Raw genomic sequence first — 16,819 nt, 5'->3', positions numbered from 1 at the left:
CGAGCACGGCCCACACCTCGTCGGAGATCTCCTGTCGCGTCACGGTTCAAGACTCGCCCACCGAACACCGAAACCTCTTGATCAACACGGCCTAGCGACGAAGGACGCCCACCGAGCAGAACAGCCGTATCGGAAGCGGTAGTGGACCGTCTATCGACTGCCAGCGATCCGCTCAGTCGAATCGACATTGATGACATCCGGAAGCTCCTGAAAACGGAGAACGGCTGGGACCGCGCCAAACGGGCCGGGCTGTCAGGCCTACCTCAAGGCGAACCCACTGCCGCCGCTGAGACTCTGGTGTCCAAGGTCGACGAACATGGTCTCCTCGTAGTTCCGGTCGGCGAGCTCGAGCGCTTCTTTCCGCAAGTGGGCGGGCATGGCCCAAGTTGGGTAAGCGACGTTCTGGAACAGAATCTCCACACTTCGACCACAGGAGCCGTACACGAATTCGTCACCAAACTGCTGTCGACGGCCAGACGTCTCAGTCGTAGGTAGCCGTGCCGGTTCTGTGCCGAAAGCTCCGCTGAAACCGCCCTCAACCAGCCGCGGCCAACCATGACGACTTCCGCGGAATCACGGGGCAAACGGCGACCAACGAGAAGCCACTGCCGCGCGGAATGTAACTGAAAATGGTGAGGTCACGGGATCGACGGCCGTCGGAGCCACAAGGATCGTCGCTACAACGGACCCAGAAACCCTCTCCTAGCTTCTACGTGTGAGGCGCGGGCTCCGAGTCGCTCGCAGCTGCCAGATCCGGTTCGGTCGATCTGCGAGTGCAGTAAGTCGAATCGCGCTGCGCGTGCCATTGCATTGAGCCTATTTTCCTACCGAAACTCCCCGCACGGATGGCCGAAGATCTTTCACCAGTTGAGGTTCAGCGCCGAAACTAACGCGTTGTGAAGCACGTAGTCCGCGATGAAGGAGAACCCACCACCGGACGTCTTGCGGAAGATGAAGTTCGTGTGAGTCGACCCTCCGCTACGAGACCGCACTCCTAGTCCGCCCGACAAGAAGAGCTGGTTCAGCAAAGCCCTCAGCTCACGCTTGTCTACAATGCCATCCAGCTCAGGGCTCAGCGAATCTGCGTTGAAATCACGAGAGTTCAGCACGCTCAATGCATCAAAGAAGGCCGAAACTTTATCACTTTGGCCTGGCAACACATGGCTCAGATTATTTCGCATCTCCCGAATGAAATACGTGTCAGCGTATTGCTTGACCGCGGCCACGGCCGTCGACTCCTGAATCTGGCCGGCCCCCTTATGCAGCTTCTGAAGCGCGCCCATTAGGGCGACCAGATCGCGCGGGATCAGCCGCGTCTGCGCCAGCAAGTATGAGGGCAAGTCGTTGTGCGGTCCGATGCCGATCGGTTCAGCGAGATAGGCCTTACGAACGTCACCGAGGGCTAGACCTGTGTGTGAAGCTGGCACGGAGCTTTTCGCTTTGGTACCGATGAGCTTCCAGAGGTCCTCCCCCTTGCTCGTGCCGCCCCGGCTCCAATCGAGTTCGACCGCATGGTCGCCGAGCTTCGCTGAGTCGGTACTAGGTAGCGACACGAACATGTCATGTCTGATCGCCAACACGACAGACGATCGAGCCTGCGTGTCTAGTAGGAAGTGATTGACCTCGTGGGAAGCATCGACGAGCGCACCGAGGGAGTCTCGCTGATCCTGCGCTTGAGCGAAGAAGGAGTCGAGCCCGTCAACCGAAACGACATGTCGGGAGGAGCTCTCTATAAGACCTATGGCGTGCCGCAGGAGCTCCACCAATTGCAGTGGGGTGGCTTCGGTCTCTTGAGTGCTCCCCTCGACGCCGAACATGAGCACATTGAACTTCACGGTCGTCTTAGACCAGTCGAAGAACTTTGTGCGCAAATCTGGTCCGCCGAGCAAGCCCGCGGTGACAAGGGACTTGTGGAAGCTGGTAATCGTGGCGGAGTACGTGGCAGATTGATCCGCCATCAGCGATTCGAACACGCGCAGAAGGAGGAGAAACTCCCACGCGGCCCGGGTGCTGGTCGGCCCCGGAGAAGCCCCCACTTGAATCTTGGTTACGTCCGCGACGGGGAAGCTGCCGAGGTCCCAACGCGAGAGAAACCGATCATGCTGCCCACGCCAAATTAGGCCGAGATGCTCCAGACAAGCTGACTTGCCCGCCCCCTTCGGACCGATCAGAACCCACGCTTGACCCGAGGCGACGTCGTATGCGGCGTTCTCAAAGTCGAAGTAGCCGTTGATCAAAAGATCGGGTGCCCGCCTCGCCTCTTCCCGAGCGTCGAGACGTCCGAAATCAAGCGATGAGAATTGCGGAAACTTCGAAGCGACCATTGGATCAACGTACCGGGTCTGCCGTGCCTCGACCGTGCTGTTGTGCCGGTTCCGTGCCGGTAGCTCCGCTGAAACCACCCTCCACCAGCCGAGACCAACCGCGACGACTCCCGCAGAATCACGCGGCAGACGGCGACCAACAAGCACCCGTTGGCCCGCCGCATCCAACTGAAAATCGTGAGGTCACGGGATCGACGCCCGTCGGAGCCACTGGGACCCTCGTGAGGCTTCTACTCACGGGGGTTTCTTCGTATCTGCGGCGGGGAGCATCGACGTCGACTCCCTCCGGTCACTCAGCCCGTTTCGTCCTGGTCGTGCGTCGGGCGCGCCGGCCTGAGCCACGACGACCTGTACCTCATCCACTGGCCGGCTCCGGCCACCGACGCCTACATCGACGCGTGGCGTGGGATGCAGGACATCGCCGATGCTGGCCTTCACGTGCGATCGGCGTCTCGAACTTCATCCCCGAGCACGTCGACCGCATCACTGCCCTCGGCGGCACCGTGCCCGCGGTGATCCCGAAGTCGGTCACGCCTGCGCGCATCGCCGCCAACATCGACGTGTTCGGCTTCGAGCTCGGCGGCGACGAGATGGCCGCGATCGACGCCCTCGAGCGCGACGGACGCACGGCCCGCACCCCGCGACGTTCAACGGGTGAGCGCCTGACGCGGCGGCCGGGATCCGTCTCGGCCGCCGCCGCTCTCAGCCCTCGAGCCCCGCGGTGATCCTGGCGAGCTCCGCCACGACGTCGCTGAGCTGCCCGGTCTTCTCGAGCGTGGCCCGCTGGCGCATCGCGCCGTTGCCGCGGGCGAAGATCTCCTCCACCTGCGCGTCGACGAACTCCTCGTCGCCGTTCTCGCGAAGGGCCTCGCGCACATGCTCGACGAGAGCGGCCACGACGTCGCGGGCCGGGTGCGGCGTGACGGTTCTCGGGTCGACGAGCTCTCCCTCGATGCCGAACCGCCCGGCCTGCCAGGTGATGAGCCGTAGCATCGCCACCGACAGAGGCAACGGGTCGACGCCAGCACGCCATTCGCGAGCCGCAGTGTCGACGAGTCCGCGGCTGAGCGCCGCGATGAGCACGGTGTCGGCCGCATCCGCACAGACGTCGGCGACCCGCACCTCGACAGTCGGGTAGTGATGCGACAGCCGCGCGTCGAAGTAGATCATCCCCTGATCGAGGATGGCGCCCGATGCGATCATCGTGTCGACGAGCTCGTGATACGCCTGTGCCGTCCCGAACGCCTCGGGCGGCCCGGCCGTCGGCCAGCGCCCCATCGCCTGCGAGCGGAAGCTCGCGTACTTCGTGTCGTCGCCGTGCCAGAACGGCGAGTTCGCACTGAGCGCCAGCAGCACAGGCAACCAGCCCCGGATGCGGTCGAGAACCGCGATCCCCTCGTCATCCGACTCCACCGAGACGTGCACGTGGCATCCCCCGGTTAGCGCCTCGGAGGTGGTGAGCCCGAAGTGCTCGACCATCTGCAGGTAGCGCGGCTTCTCGACGATCGATGATGCGACCGGCAGCGGCGAGGTCCCCGCCGCGATCACCCGCGCGCCGGCCCGCCGCGCCGCGGTGATCGCATTGCTACGCCACTCGCGCACGCTCTCCCCGAGCGCGGTCATGTCGGTGTGCGGCACGGTGTCGGTCTCGACCTGATGCTTCTGCAGCTCGTGGTCGATCGATCCGCCCGGCACGTCGTCGGGCGCCGCGGGTGCCGCATCGGCATCCACCCCGCCCTCGGCCGGATCGCTCGCCTCGGCCGCGTAGCGTAGCGTGCGCGCCGCGACCGACCGGGGCCGCCCACTCTCCGCATCCACCAGCAGCAGTTCTTCTTCCACGCCTACCGTTCGCATGGCCCCAGTGTGTCAGCCCGACCGCGCCGGAAGAAAACCCTTGCGGCGACACGCGCCGACGTGAGAAGTTGCCTGCCGGTCGGGAAAGGAGAAGGCTCGGTGAAGAGAAGAGAGGAATCCGCACTGTGTGCCGACTGCTTGGCTACGTGACCACCCGCCCGACGTCGATCGTCGAGGTTCTCGGAGAAGACGATTTCGAGAGGTTCACCGCGCTGACCCAGGTGCACGGCGACGGATGGGGCATGGCCTGGCACCGCACGCCGGAGGACGAGATCGAGACGGTCTCATCGGCGCGCAACGCGTCGGTCGACCCGCTGTACCGGGAACTCGCCGAGCAGCAGCTGGGATGCTGCGGACTGGTGCACCTGCGCTGGGCCACGGGCGGACTGCCGGTATCGCCCGAGAACACCCACCCCTTCACGGATGCCGGGTACGCGTTCGCGCACAACGGGCACATCGCTCCCATCGACCACCTCGAGGCGCAGCTGAGCCCGCAGTCGCGCGCGAAACTGCACGGCGAGACCGACAGCGAGCGGTACTTCCGCCTGATCATGCAGTGCATCGACGAGGCCGGCGGCGATGAGGGCGCCGGGGTCACGCGGGCGCTGGAGATCCTCGTGCGCGAGTTCCCGAACTCGAGCCTCAACGCGCTGCTGCTGACGCCGAGCAGGCTGTTCGCGATCCACATCAACAGCCGGGTGGACTCGCCGGTCGAGTCGCTGCGCGAGCTGTTCGAGTCGGTCGAGGCGATGCCCGCCAGCCACGCCACCGAGTACTACGCGATGGACTACCGCATCACCGACGACGCCGTGCACGTCATCTCCAGCGGAGTGGATGCCGAGGGGTGGACGAGGGTCCCCGAGGACGCCGCCGTCATGATCGACCTCGCCACGCGCGAGGTCTCGCGACTGCACCCGGTTCCACTGGGCTGATCCCGTGCGAAGCCCCCCCGGCGCGGGCGACTGGCGCCGGAACGGCTGAGACCTCGCGCGATACGCTGGCCACTCGGCACCCATGACCCGAGAGGAGCGACCTGATGACCACGATCGACGACTGGACCCGCCTCTGCAACCTGCTGGACGACGACCCCGAGTTCGCCCCGGCGGTGCTCGACGCCGTCGAGGCGGGAGACGACCCCCGGGATGCCCTGATCGACGCCCTCGATGACGCCGGCGCCCTCGCCTACCTCGACCGGAGCGACACCGGCGTCGAGCTCGCCGATGCCCTCGCCGGACTCCCCCGCGTGTTCCGCGCCGACGTCGACCTCGACGCGGTCGGGGACGTCGACGACCTGGATGCCGCGATCGCCAAGGCCGACCAGCTCCTCGCCTCCCACCTCCTCCACCTCGTCCGCATCGAGGATCCGGAGGACGAGGACGCGCATCCGCTCGTCGCCGTCTCGACCGCGAACGTCGACGAGATCGGCACCCTGATCGCGAAGCTCACCACCTGATTCCCGGCATCCCCGAACGGATGGCCGCACCGCCGCCACGACTCGAGACAATGGAGACATGGCCACCGAACGACGATCGCGCCTGCTCGACTCGATGCGCCGGGTGATCCGCACCGACCCCGCCCAAGTCGCGCTCACCGAGGCATACACGGTCCTGAACGAGACCGTCGTCGTGAAGATCCTCGACCTCGCCCTTCGGATCGGCGAGGCCATGTTCGCGACGGGTGCGTCCGCGCACGACGTGACCTTCGCGATCATCCGCGTCGCCAAGGTGTACGGGCTCTCCGGTGTCCACGTCGACGTGAACTTCAACGCCATCAGCGTCTCGTACCACCGCGGCGAGGAGGACTGGCCGACCACGATGATCCGCGTCGTCCGCGCGGCATCCCCCGACCACGCCAAGCTGCAGCGACTGCAGGCGCTCGTCGTCGACATCACGGACGGCATGGACCTGGATGAGGCCCGCCTGGCTTTTCGTGTCATCCGCCGCACGCCGTTCCTCTACCGGCCGATCGTCGTCATCATCGCCCGCGCGCTGCTCGCGGTCGGCGTCGCGATCCTCTACGACGCGTCCCCGCTGATCATCCTCCTGAGCTTCCTCGCCGCACTCGGCGCCGCGTTCACGCAGGCGGGCCTCGCGCGCCTGCAGGTGCCGCTGTTCTTCAGCCAGATCGCCGGCGGATTCGTCATCACCGCCGTCACGACCGTGGTCTCCGCGCTCGGCGCCGCGGGCATTCCGCTGTTCACGGACGTGCAGCCGTCGATCATCGTGGCATCCGGAATCGTCCTCATGCTCTCCGGCCTCACTGTGGTCGGCGCCGCGCAGGACGCCATCGACGGATTCGCGCTGACCGCGGGCGGCCGCATCCTCGACCTCACGATGCAGACGCTCGGCGTCGTGCTCGGCATCCTCATCGGGCTCGAACTCGCGCGCCTCGTCGGCGTGAGCATCCCTCTCCCGACCGACGCGATTCCGTTCGGATCGATGCTGGCCCAGATCGCCGGTGCCATCATCATTGCCGTCGCCGTCGCCCTCTTCAACGGTGCGGGCCTGCGCATCATCCTCGTCAGCGCCGTGCTCAGCACGATCGCGATCGTCGCCTACAGCCTCACGCTCACGCTCGGCGTGCACGCGGGTGCGGCGAGCGCGATCGGCGCGCTGCTGGCGAGCTTCATCGGCATCCTCACCGCCCGCGGCGTGCACGTGCCCTCCGTGGCCGTCACGACGGCCGCGATCGTCCCCCTCGTGCCGGGCACCGCGGTCTTCCGCGGCCTGCTCGGCGTCGTCCACTCGGACGGGACGGCCGAGGGGATGCTGGACGGCGTCGCCCCGCTCGTCCTCGCCGGCTCCATCGGCATCGGACTCGCGGCCGGAGCGTCCCTGGGCCTCTACCTCGGCACCCCACTGCGCGCCACGCTCGCCGGAGTCTCGAAGTCGCGCGCCCGCCTGCGGCGCTGATGGCGTGCGCGCGCCCGGATCAGCACGCACGCAAGTGCCGCAGATGGTCGCCAGGAGTGCGCTTTAGCCGCCATGCGCGACCCCTCCGCGACGCGAGCGTCCGAGCCCGCGCGCGGGTGGCGCAAGTGGTCGCTATGCGGATGCGGTGACCGCCAGATGCGACACCCGCCTGGAGCAGACGACTTTCGCAGAGCGCGCAGGTGTCGCGAATGGTCGCCACGCGGACGCCTTAGCCGCCATTTGCGACCCCTCCCGAGGGCCCGGATGCCGCGGGCGCACAGGCCGCGACCCGGCAACCGCACGTACCCCGGTCTACGCGCCCCACACCGGCGGATGCGGCAGCGGTCCGCGCCGCTCCTCCAGCACAGCGGCGAGCGCGATGATCGCCGCCTCCCCACCCGGGCGCCCGATCAGCTGCACGCTCACCGGGTGCCCTGCGGCATCCACCGTCACCGGCACGACGATCGCGGGGAGGCCGGCGACGTTCACGAAGCTCGAGTACGGCGCGTACCGTACCTGCTGCGAGAAGTTTCGCGCGGCATCCGACGCATCGAACCAGCCGATCGGCTGCGGCGGCAGCGCGAGCGCCGGAGTGAGCACCGCATCGAAAGGCGCGAACGCCGAGATCGTCTCGCGCTCGAACACCGCCGCCGCGGCGAGCGCGTCGAGCACCTGCACGCCGGTGAGCCGGCGCCCCTCCCGCACGAGCCACGCCGTGATCGGTTCGACGAGGTCGAGCTCGGCGTCGGTGAGGGCCATGCGTGCGGCGCTCGTGCGCCAGAGCGTCATGAACAGCTCGGCGTAGCCGTGCGGGCGCCAGTCGAACGCGTCGACGGCGGTGCCGGCGTCCGCCAGCAGATCCTCAGCCACGCGCACGGCACGTGCCGCCTCGGGGTCGAGGTGGATGTCGTCGGCATCGTCCCACGGCGAGACGGTCGTGACTCCCACGCGGGCGGAAGCCGTGCCCGCACCCGGCCGCGCCGCATCGAGAAAAGGCCCCGCCCCCGGCGCCGCGGTTGCGTACGGATGCGCGCGACCGCTGACCTGCACATCGAGCAGCAGCGCGGCGTCCGCGACCGTCCGCGCGATGGGCCCGGCGACGGAGAGTCCGCCCGGGCTGTCCTGCCCCGACGCGAAGGGCACGCGCCCGCGCGAGGGCTTGATTCCGACGACGCCGACGGTCGCGGCGGGGATGCGGATCGACCCGCCGCCGTCGGATGCCGGCGCGAGAGGAAGAAGCCCGGCGGCCACGGCGACGGCCGCTCCGCCGCTCGATCCGCCGGCCCCGTGCGCGGTGTTCCACGGGTCGCGCGCGGGCGGGCCGATCTGCGTCTCGGTGTAGCCGGTGAGCCCGAACTCCGGAGTGCTGGTCTTGCCGAGGCTGATGCCGCCCGCCTCGTCGAGCACGGCGGCCTGATCACCGGTGATGTCAGGGACGTGATCTACGTGAAGCCTCGACCCGAACCTCGTGGGCACGCCGGCGCGGGGCACGAGGTCTTTGTCGCCGAACGGCAGCCCCCACAGCGCGCCATTCGGCTCATGCCGCGCCAACGACGCAGCCCGGGCGAGCGCAGCATCCGCCGTCACCTCGACGAACGCCCCGAGCCCACCGTCGAGACGTGCGATCCGGTCGAGGTAGTGCTTCGCGAGGTCGACCGGGCCGATCTCGCCGGCGCGAAGTGCGGCGAGCTGGTCGGTCGCGGTCAGGTCGTGCAGTTCGGACATGGTTCGAGCCTATGGCCGCGCGCGCAGCCTACGCCCGCTGGAACTGCGCGACCGCCGGGCAGTCGAACGGGTCGCGCGCGGCGAGGCCGACCCGGTTCAGATAGGAGATGACGATCCCGTAGGAGCGGGTCAGCGAGGTCTCGGTGTACGGCACGTCGTTCGCCGCACAGTAATCGCGGACGATGCCGCGGGCCTGGGACAGGTGCAAGCGAGGCATGCTCGGGAAGAGGTGGTGCTCGACCTGGTAGTTCAGGCCGCCCATGAGCCAGGTCGCCCACCATCCGCCGGAGATGTTGCGGGAGGTGCGCACCTGCTTCGTGAAGAAGTCCAGCCGTGCTCCGGGCTCGATGATCGGCATGCCCTTGTGGTTCGGGGCGAACGATGCGCCCATGTAGACACCGAAGACCGCCATCTGCACGCCGATGAAGGCGAACGCCATGCCCAGCGGAAGGAAGAGGAACACAGGGGTCAGCAGCAGGGCGAAGCGCAGCGCGATGATGCCGAGCTCGATCCAGCGGCCCTTGACCTTCCTCTCGGTGAGGAGGTACTTGATGCTGAGGTAGTGGAGGTTCAGGCCCTCGAGCATGAGCAGCGGGAAGAACAGCCAGCCCTGCTTCCGGGTGATCAGCCGGATGAGCCCCCGCGACTTCGCAGCATCCTCCTCGAGGAACGAGATCGTGTCGACCTCGATGTCGGGGTCGCGGCCCACCATGTTCGGGTTGCCGTGATGCTTGGTGTGCTTGGAGTCCCACCAGGAGTAGCTCATGCCGATGGAACCGGCGAGAATCCGCGCGAGGCGGAAGTTCGCCGGCCCGGACGACAAGATCTGGCGGTGCGCTGCCTCGTGGGCGAGAAAGGCGATCTGCGTGAAGATGATGCCGAGGGCCCCGGCGATGAGCAGCTGGTACCAGCTGTCGCCGAAGAGGATGAATCCGGTGATCGCGCCACCGAGGGCGAGCGCGATGCCGACGGCGACGAAGCTGTAGAAGCGGGGCGCGCGCTGCAGCAGCCCCATCTCGCGGACGACCTGCGAGACGTTCTGATACGCCTTCGCCATCGGAGGGAAGTCGGCGTTGCCTGCGTAAGTCTGACGTACGCGGCCAAGAGTGCTTGTGGTCTGTTCGACCTGTGCAATGGAGATCTTGCTCTCCTGTCGATCGGAGCCCTTGAGCTGTGAAGCCAAGGGCAGCTGCCGATCGCTTCGTCTCAGGCTAACCCGGGCCGTATACGACACTGCGCATACATCGGAGTTGTTCAGCCGATGGTCAGCCGCGCACCTTGCCCAGGTGTCTGCGCACGGTCTGCACGAACGAACGCGTACGCCGCTGCGTCGATCCTTCGAGCGCGCGGCGCGCGTCGGCGAGGGTCGCGAACGATCCGAGCTCGGTGCCGTGGTTGTCGCGGACGACATGTCCTTCGACGTCGAGTTCGACGAATCCGGCGTATTCGCCGGCTCGCGTCGCGACGTGAACGTCTTCGTCGGCCTGCTTCCAGGTCAGGGGTTCTGGTGGATGGGTGGTGGTGGTGTTGCTCATGGTGTTGCTCATTGCTTGGTTCACACATTGCTGTGCGGACGCGCACGAAGCGCATCCAGAATTTCTGGAGATCGAGAGCGGATGCCGCGCGCGTCGGTGTGCGCGGTCCTTGGATGGGCCCTGATCAGTGGCATCGTGCGCGCCGAAATCGCGGCGAATCATTCACGTTGCACCACCTATTGTAGCAGTGACGGCGACAACGGCTCCAGAATCAGCTCGACGCCGCTGCGACGACCTCCTCGTCCGGCACCCAGATGCGCCGGGGATGAGCGGAGGATCCCTCCACCACCCAGCGCCCCGCACGCGGCGTGAGTGGAGTCGTGTCCGGCTCACCGACAGCGACTATCCCTGCATCGCCCTCCGCGACCGGCGGCGGAGCATCGGCCTCGCGCAGCGCGTCCCGGATGATCCGCCGCGGGTCGTACTGCCGGGGATCGAGCGCCTGCCAGTCCGCCCGTACGAAAGCGACCCCGGCGTCGTCGATCGTGCGCGTGCGCGCCTCCGCCGCCGCCAGCGTCAGGCGTCGAACGGCCGCGGAGAATCGCTGCGCATGCTCCGGCAGGCGGTGCGGGCCGATGATGACGGCGGCGCAGATCGCCACCAGGACGAGCTTCTCAATGGTCAGGCCGAACATCTCACACCTCATCTTTCTGCGCCCGATCGCGGCGACGCATCGACCGGTCGTGCCACCAGGTCACGGCGAGCGCGGCAGCGAACAGCAGAGCCATCGGCACGGCCACGAGGAACATCGACAGCACGTCGGCGGCGGGTGTCACCACGGCACTGAAGACGACGATCAGGACGAGCACGATGCGCCAGCTGTGCGCGATCGTCGCCGCGGACAGGATCCCGAGCATGTTCAGCGCTACGAGGACGACGGGGAGCACGAAGGCGACGCCGATCGCCACGACGATCTTGAGCACGAAGTCGACGTAGTCGGAGGCCTGGAGCAGCGTGCTGTCCTCGGTGTCCGCGAACCCGGCGAGCAGCTCCACCATGTGCGGGAACAGCAGGGCGCCGGTCGTGCAGCCCGCGAGGAACAGCGGGACCGCCGCCCCCAGGAACCCGTACGCGTGCTTCTTCTCGCGCCGGGCCAGGCCCGGTGCGAGGTAGGCGAACAGCTCGTACAGCCACACCGGGCTCGACAGCACGATCCCCGTGTAGAGGGCGACTGTGAGCCGCAGATCGAAGGCCCCGGTGATGCTGTCGTAGTTCAGGCTCGCGTCACGCGAGGCGGCGAGCTCCTCGATCGGCGCGCGCAGCGCATCGAGGATGTGCGGGGCGAACGCGTAGCCGGCCACGATCGCGACGACGCCCGCGACGGTCGCCCGCACCGCCCGCCGCCGCGCCTCGCGCAGGTGCGAGGACAGCGGCATGCGTGCGGCATCCGCCTGCGCGTCCGCGGGCGCCGGCGCGTCGACGAGAGCCGTCACGACTCAGTCCGCCCGGAGTGCGGCGCTGGCGGGCGCCGGGGCCGTAGAAGCGGGCGCCGTGTTCGCGGACGCGCTGTCCGGCGCGCTGGAGGCCGCGACCGGCGCCTCGGCCTCGACGGTCTGCGCCTCCGCCTTGAGGATGCGCAGCGACTGACCGACGCTGCGCGCGAGCGCCGGGAGCTTCGCCGCCCCGAAGATGAGGATGACGATGCCGAGGATGATGAGAGCGTGCCAGCCGGTGAGGTTCTGGAGCATGATGAGGTCCTTTCGAAGAGGTCGCGATGGTCAGGATCCGGGCCGGTCGCCGCGGCCTCCGCCGCTCGGCGCGGAGCCGGCCGACGGTGTCGTGGTGGTGTCGATCCGCACCTGGAGGGTGGCGGTGTAGCCGCTGGCGGCATCCCCCGTCATGGTCGCCAGCTGCAGCGCGCCGCTGTCATCGCCGAAGACGTTGTCGCTGGCGAGCGTGATCCCCGCGAGGTTCTGCACGGACGAGCTGTACCTCGAGTCGGTGTAGACGGCGTTGCAGGTCTCTTCCGGCAAGGCGATCTGGGAGGTCGCGATGGCGTTCGCGGCGTCGCTGATCGACGCGGCATCCGGGTACACCTCGAAGTGGATGTGCGGCCACCGGCCCGAGTAGCAGCCGGGGAAGATCGACGTGAACGAGACCATCCCGTCGGCATCCGCGACCTGCACACCGCGCAGGTACGTGACGTCCTCGAGGCCGGAGGAGTACATCGAGTACTCGCCGTCGGCCGTGCAGTGCCAGGCGTAGACCGCGGCCCCTTCGAAGGGTGAGTCGCCGTTCGCCATGTCGAGGACCTCGAGGCGGAACGTGAGCGGCACGCCGTCTGCGGTCGCCGATCCGTCGATCGACGAGCGGATGTCCTGACGCACGATCCCGGACTCTTCGAGGACGTCGGGCCCGTTGGACCCGTCGCCCGGGTACGGACCGGCAGTCTCGTCGGGGATCTCGCCCTCTGCCGTCACGCTCGTGGAGCTGTCAGTGGTGTTCGAGCTCTCGGACGAGTCGCTCGATCCCGAGGTCGAGGTCGGGTCGGATCCGCTGTTCGTGCTCGCCGCCGGCGCACAGGCTGCGAGCACGGCCGTGCCGACGCCGAGTGCGGCGATGCTGATGATGCCGCGGCGGGTCATGAGCGTGCCGATGTCGAAGGGCGCGCCCTGGTCGACGACCTCTTCGTCCGGGCGGTCGAGGAGCCGGCCCTCGTAGGCGGGGCCCTCGGGGGTGGTCTCGGGTTCGGGAATGCGGGTCATGTCGGGCCCCTTCGGTCGTGTCCGGTTTCATTGATGAACCCAGAGTGAGCGTCCGACCCGAGCGAAGACTATGCCGCTTCCATGCGGAACCTATTGAGCGACTATTGGTTTCCTATGCTCAAATCAGAGCTCGCCGGGACGCATGGCCTCGGCGTCGATCGCGCGGATGATGCGCTGCGCGGCCGTGTCGGCCTTCGGCGCCCGCTCCCGGCGGCGATCGCGGCGCGGTGCGTACACGAACAGGGAGTGGAAGAGGAAGCGCGCGAAGAAGGCGACGACGAGCGAGATCGCGGTCGCCAGCACGCTCGAGATGTGCCACGTCTCGACCATCAGCACCATGATCGGGATGCGCAGCGCCGCCTCGACGTTGTTGAACGTGAAGGATGCCGCGAACCGCGCCCACACGCCGCGGGCGTCGGTGCGCATGTCGCCGAACACGAACCGCTCCTGCAACAGGAAGTTGCCGATGATCGTGGCCTCGGCGCCGATGATCGCCGCCCAGACGTACGGCATGCCCGCTGCCGTGAGCAGCCACATGATGCCGAGGTTCGCGAGCGCTCCGATCGCCCCGATGACCGCGAACAGCGACATCTTGCCGAACCGTAGCCGGGCGAGGTGGGCGATGAACGTCGCCCCCTGCCGCAGCGACGCCTTCGACGTTCCGCTGCGCCGCTCCGAGAACTCCATCGGCACCTCGGCGACGCGCACATCGGTGCGGGCGAGGATCTCGAGCAGGATCTTGAACCCCTGCGGGCGGAGCGCTGCGACGTCCAGGCGCGTCCGGTCGACGAGGAAGAACCCGGTCATCGGATCGGTCGCGTTCGCAAGGCGACGGGGGAACATCGCCTTGGTCAGCCAGGTCGATGCCCGCGAGACGCCGAACCGCAGCGTCGTGCCGAGCCCGGTGGAGTCGCCGCCGCCGACGTAGCGCGACGCCGCGACGACATCCGCATCGCCCTGCGCGAAGCGGTCGAGCATGGCCGGGATAAGTTCAGGGGGATGCTGCAGATCGCCGTCCATCACGACGCAGACGTCTCCGCGCGCCTCAGCGATACCGAGGACGACGGCGCCGCCGAGCCCGCCGGTGTTCGCGCTTCGGTGGATCACGCGCACCGGAATCGACGCCGTGGAGCCCACCCGCTCGACCTCGGCGGCGGTGTCGTCGGTGCTGTCGTCCACGAACAGGATCTCGGCGTCGCGCCCGACGAGCGCCGCAGCCGTGCGCTCGACGAGTTCTTCGACGTTGCCCCGCTCGTTGAAGGTAGGGACGATGACGGTGATGGCGATGCCCACGCGCGTCCCCTTCCGTGCTCGCTGGACGACGGCATCCATCGTCCCATGTCCTGCTATGGGACATGCACGCAGTCCACAGGCGCTACGAGGGCGGAGCCTGCACCCCGAGGAAGCTGCGCGCGGCCATGCCGAGGGGGTCGCGATCGCCCCTTCCCCATCGAGACGCGCATATCCTGGATGCATGACTGAAACCGCTCGGGACACGATCACGATGTTCGGCGCCGACTGGTGCCGCGACTGCATCCGCACCAAGAAGCAGCTCGACGAGCTCGGCATCGAGTACACCTACGTCGACCTCGTCGCGGACCCCGCCGCCGCGGACGTCGCGAAGGAGATCTCGGGGCGCACGAACATCCCCGTCGTCGTCTACCCCGACGCCACGCACCACGTCGAGCCGTCGAACGACGACGTCGCCGCGAAGCTCCGCGAGCTCTCGCTGATCTGACGCTCCGGACGCTTCGGCAGGCTCAGCGGCCTGCTCTTCGGTGCGGGCGTTGCTGCGCCGAGCGACCGGCGATCCGGTGAGCGGATACCTGCTGATGGGCGTCATCGCGGGCGTCGTGCTCGGCATCCTGCCGCTCTCGCGCTATCGGCTGCGCCGCACCGACATCGAGCGCGCCGAGGCCGGGCCGCCCCCAGGAGCGCCCGCATAGGCTGGAGTTCCCGCACGAAGGAGACGCCGATGACGACTGCTGCCACCGCGACCGCGACGACCGACCTCGATGACGAACAGCGCGAGCGACTCGACGGGGCGATCGACGCCCTCGAGGCTGGTTCGCGGACGTGGTCGGCGCTGGATGCCGGGCAGCGGGCCAAGCTCCTGCGCGTGGTGCGCACCGCGGTGGCGTCATCCGCCGAGGAGTGGGCGCACACGGCGGCCGCGTCCAAGGGTCTGAACGGCAGCCATCCCCTCCGCGGCGAGGAGTGGCTGTCGGGCCCGTACAGCGTCCTGGGCGCCCTCGACGCGTACGCCGAGACGCTCTCGCGCCTGGCCTCGGGCCGCAACCCGCTCGAGGGCATCCGCATCGATCGCGCCCCCGGCGGACGCGCCCGCGTGCACGCGTTCCCGCTGACGGGGCTCGACAAGGTGCTGCTGTCGGGGTTCACCGGCGAGGTGTGGCTCGAGCCGGGGACGACGCCGCGCATCGCGCGTGCGACGGCCGGACTCGCGCAGCGCACCCCTGCCGAGCCGGGCGGGGTCGGCCTCGTGCTCGGTGCCGGGAACGTGACCTCGATCCCCGTGCTCGACGTGCTCTACGAGCTGCTCGCGCACAACCGCACCGTGCTGCTCAAGGTCAATCCCACGCAGGACGCCCTCGTCCCCGTCTTCGAGCACGCGTTCGCGGCGCTCATCGAACCCGGGTTCCTGCGCATCGTCCGCGGCGGCGGCGACGTCGGCGCCTATCTCACCGGGCACAAGAGCCTCGTCCACGTGCACATCACGGGGTCCGCCGCGACGTTCGATGCGATCACGTGGGGTGCCCCTTCGACAGGCTCAGGGAACGGCAGCGCAGCCACTCGTCGGCGCCGCGAGAACCGGCCTCTGCTGAAGAAGCCCATCACGGCCGAGCTCGGCGGGGTCTCGCCCATCATCGTCGTCCCCGGCGAGTGGACCGACGCCGACCTGACGTTCCAGGCAGAGCACATCGCGACGATGCGCCTGCAGAACTGCGGGCACAACTGCATCGCCGGGCAGGTCGTGATCATGTCGTCCGAGTGGGCTCAGGCAGACGCGTTCCGCGCGGCGCTGCGGCGCGCCTATGCGAAGGCTCCGGAGCGTCCCATCTGGTACCCGCATTCGGACGGACGGATGCAGCAGGCGAACGACGACTACCCCGATGCGCTCGTGCTCGGCGACCGCCTGCTCGTCGAGCTCGGGGCGGATGACGACGCCACCGCACTCGAGACCACCGAGTACTTCGCGCCGGTGCTCGGCGTCGTCGCTCTCCCCGGAACGGGTCAGGACTTCCTGGATGCCGCTGTCGCGCACGCGAACGACAGGCTCCAGGGCACCCTCGGGGCGAACGTGCTGATCGACCCCGCGACTCAGAAGGTCCTCGGCGCCGGATTCGACCGCGCGATCACGGCGCTGCGCTACGGCTCGATCGCCATCAACGCCTGGACCGCCTTCGGGTTCATCACGCCGACGCTCACCTGGGGCGCGTACCCCGGCAACACGCTGCAGGATGTCGGCAGCGGCATCGGCATCGTCCACAACGCACTGCTGCTGGACCGCGTCGAGCGCACGGTGCTGCGCGGGCCGTTCCGCCCGTTCCCGCGGTCGGCCTCATCCGTCTGGCCCCTGAGCCTGTCGAAGGGCGGCGGCGGCCGGTTCACGATCCTGCCGAAGCCGCCGTGGTTCGTGACCGCGCGTACGGGTGCCGTCGTCAGCGAGGGCCTCACGCGCTTCCGTGCGAACGGCGGCGCGGTCGGGCTCGTGAAGACGCTGCTGCAGGCGCTGCGCGCCTGAC

General features: G+C 68.3%; 17 protein-coding genes. 7 read left to right on the top strand and 10 right to left on the bottom strand.

Annotated features, from left to right (window positions below; translation table 11 throughout):
* Positions 1 to 860: 860 nt before the first annotated feature.
* Positions 861 to 2,324 carry a hypothetical protein gene (locus tag AB0269_RS11975; RefSeq protein WP_366211441.1) on the bottom strand — a complete coding sequence of 488 codons (1,464 nt, stop codon included), beginning with the start codon at positions 2,322 to 2,324 and terminating at the stop codon, positions 861 to 863.
* Between the two features lie 398 nt (positions 2,325 to 2,722).
* Here AB0269_RS11975 and AB0269_RS11970 point away from each other — a divergent pair, with 398 nt between their 5' ends.
* Positions 2,723 to 3,049: a hypothetical protein gene (locus tag AB0269_RS11970; RefSeq protein WP_366211440.1), complete on the top strand. Its 327-nt coding sequence runs from the start codon at positions 2,723 to 2,725 to the stop codon at positions 3,047 to 3,049.
* Here AB0269_RS11970 and AB0269_RS11965 read toward each other — a convergent pair.
* Positions 3,027 to 4,178 (bottom strand): glutamate--cysteine ligase, encoded by a 1,152-nt coding sequence (locus AB0269_RS11965; protein ID WP_366211439.1) that lies wholly within the window; start codon positions 4,176 to 4,178, stop codon positions 3,027 to 3,029. The two genes, AB0269_RS11970 and AB0269_RS11965, sit on opposite strands and share 23 nt — an antisense overlap.
* A gap of 125 nt (positions 4,179 to 4,303) precedes the next feature.
* On the opposite strand from AB0269_RS11965, the gene AB0269_RS11960 reads away from it, so the two are divergent.
* From AB0269_RS11960 to AB0269_RS11950, 3 genes are all read left to right on the top strand, one after another.
* Positions 4,304 to 5,110 carry a class II glutamine amidotransferase gene (locus tag AB0269_RS11960; protein WP_366211438.1) on the top strand — a complete coding sequence of 269 codons (807 nt, stop codon included), beginning with the start codon at positions 4,304 to 4,306 and terminating at the stop codon, positions 5,108 to 5,110.
* 104 nt (positions 5,111 to 5,214) lie between these two features.
* Positions 5,215 to 5,631 carry a hypothetical protein gene (locus tag AB0269_RS11955; protein ID WP_366211437.1) on the top strand — a complete coding sequence of 139 codons (417 nt, stop codon included), beginning with the start codon at positions 5,215 to 5,217 and terminating at the stop codon, positions 5,629 to 5,631.
* Between the two features lie 58 nt (positions 5,632 to 5,689).
* Entirely contained in the window at positions 5,690 to 7,090 is a 1,401-nt protein-coding gene (locus AB0269_RS11950; protein ID WP_366211436.1) for a threonine/serine exporter family protein, read from the top strand.
* Positions 7,091 to 7,402: 312 nt separating this feature from the next.
* Here AB0269_RS11950 and AB0269_RS11945 read toward each other — a convergent pair whose 3' ends face one another.
* The 8 genes from AB0269_RS11945 to AB0269_RS11910 all read right to left on the bottom strand — a co-directional run bounded on the left by AB0269_RS11945 (position 7,403) and on the right by AB0269_RS11910 (position 14,387).
* The gene (locus AB0269_RS11945) at positions 7,403 to 8,815 is read right to left on the bottom strand and encodes an amidase (protein ID WP_366211435.1); all 1,413 of its coding nucleotides are present in this window, start codon (positions 8,813 to 8,815) and stop codon (positions 7,403 to 7,405) included.
* Positions 8,816 to 8,843: 28 nt separating this feature from the next.
* A complete protein-coding gene (locus AB0269_RS11940) occupies positions 8,844 to 9,956 on the bottom strand; it encodes an acyl-CoA desaturase (RefSeq protein ID WP_366211479.1) in 1,113 nt (370 codons plus the stop codon).
* Between the two features lie 124 nt (positions 9,957 to 10,080).
* A complete protein-coding gene (locus tag AB0269_RS11935; protein WP_366211434.1) occupies positions 10,081 to 10,350 on the bottom strand; it encodes a hypothetical protein in 270 nt (89 codons plus the stop codon).
* 211 nt (positions 10,351 to 10,561) lie between these two features.
* Complete coding sequence (locus AB0269_RS11930; protein ID WP_366211433.1) at positions 10,562 to 10,984, bottom strand: Sec-independent protein translocase TatB; 423 nt, start codon at positions 10,982 to 10,984, stop codon at positions 10,562 to 10,564.
* Between the two features lies 1 nt (position 10,985).
* Positions 10,986 to 11,783: a twin-arginine translocase subunit TatC gene (gene tatC / locus AB0269_RS11925; RefSeq protein ID WP_366211432.1), complete on the bottom strand. Its 798-nt coding sequence runs from the start codon at positions 11,781 to 11,783 to the stop codon at positions 10,986 to 10,988.
* Positions 11,784 to 11,786: 3 nt separating this feature from the next.
* A complete protein-coding gene (locus tag AB0269_RS11920; protein ID WP_366211431.1) occupies positions 11,787 to 12,038 on the bottom strand; it encodes a twin-arginine translocase TatA/TatE family subunit in 252 nt (83 codons plus the stop codon).
* Positions 12,039 to 12,068: 30 nt separating this feature from the next.
* The gene (locus AB0269_RS11915) at positions 12,069 to 13,055 is read right to left on the bottom strand and encodes an intradiol ring-cleavage dioxygenase (protein WP_366211430.1); all 987 of its coding nucleotides are present in this window, start codon (positions 13,053 to 13,055) and stop codon (positions 12,069 to 12,071) included.
* 123 nt (positions 13,056 to 13,178) lie between these two features.
* Positions 13,179 to 14,387 (bottom strand): glycosyltransferase, encoded by a 1,209-nt coding sequence (locus AB0269_RS11910; protein WP_366211429.1) that lies wholly within the window; start codon positions 14,385 to 14,387, stop codon positions 13,179 to 13,181.
* Positions 14,388 to 14,529: 142 nt separating this feature from the next.
* Between AB0269_RS11910 and AB0269_RS11905 the strand changes: the two genes are divergently transcribed.
* The 3 genes from AB0269_RS11905 to AB0269_RS11895 are packed head-to-tail and all read left to right on the top strand — an operon-like array spanning position 14,530 to position 16,818.
* Positions 14,530 to 14,793, top strand: coding sequence for a glutaredoxin domain-containing protein (locus tag AB0269_RS11905; protein WP_175986817.1), 264 nt, complete (start codon positions 14,530 to 14,532; stop codon positions 14,791 to 14,793).
* 49 nt (positions 14,794 to 14,842) lie between these two features.
* A complete protein-coding gene (locus AB0269_RS11900; RefSeq protein WP_366211428.1) occupies positions 14,843 to 15,001 on the top strand; it encodes a hypothetical protein in 159 nt (52 codons plus the stop codon).
* 29 nt (positions 15,002 to 15,030) lie between these two features.
* Positions 15,031 to 16,818, top strand: coding sequence for an aldehyde dehydrogenase family protein (locus AB0269_RS11895; protein ID WP_366211427.1), 1,788 nt, complete (start codon positions 15,031 to 15,033; stop codon positions 16,816 to 16,818).
* Position 16,819: the final 1 nt, after the last annotated feature.

It is taken from the genome of Microbacterium sp. NPDC077644 (assembly GCF_040702785.1).
Classification (GTDB): Bacteria; Actinomycetota; Actinomycetes; order Actinomycetales; family Microbacteriaceae; genus Microbacterium.
This window is presented reverse-complemented; position numbering and strand designations above follow the sequence as displayed.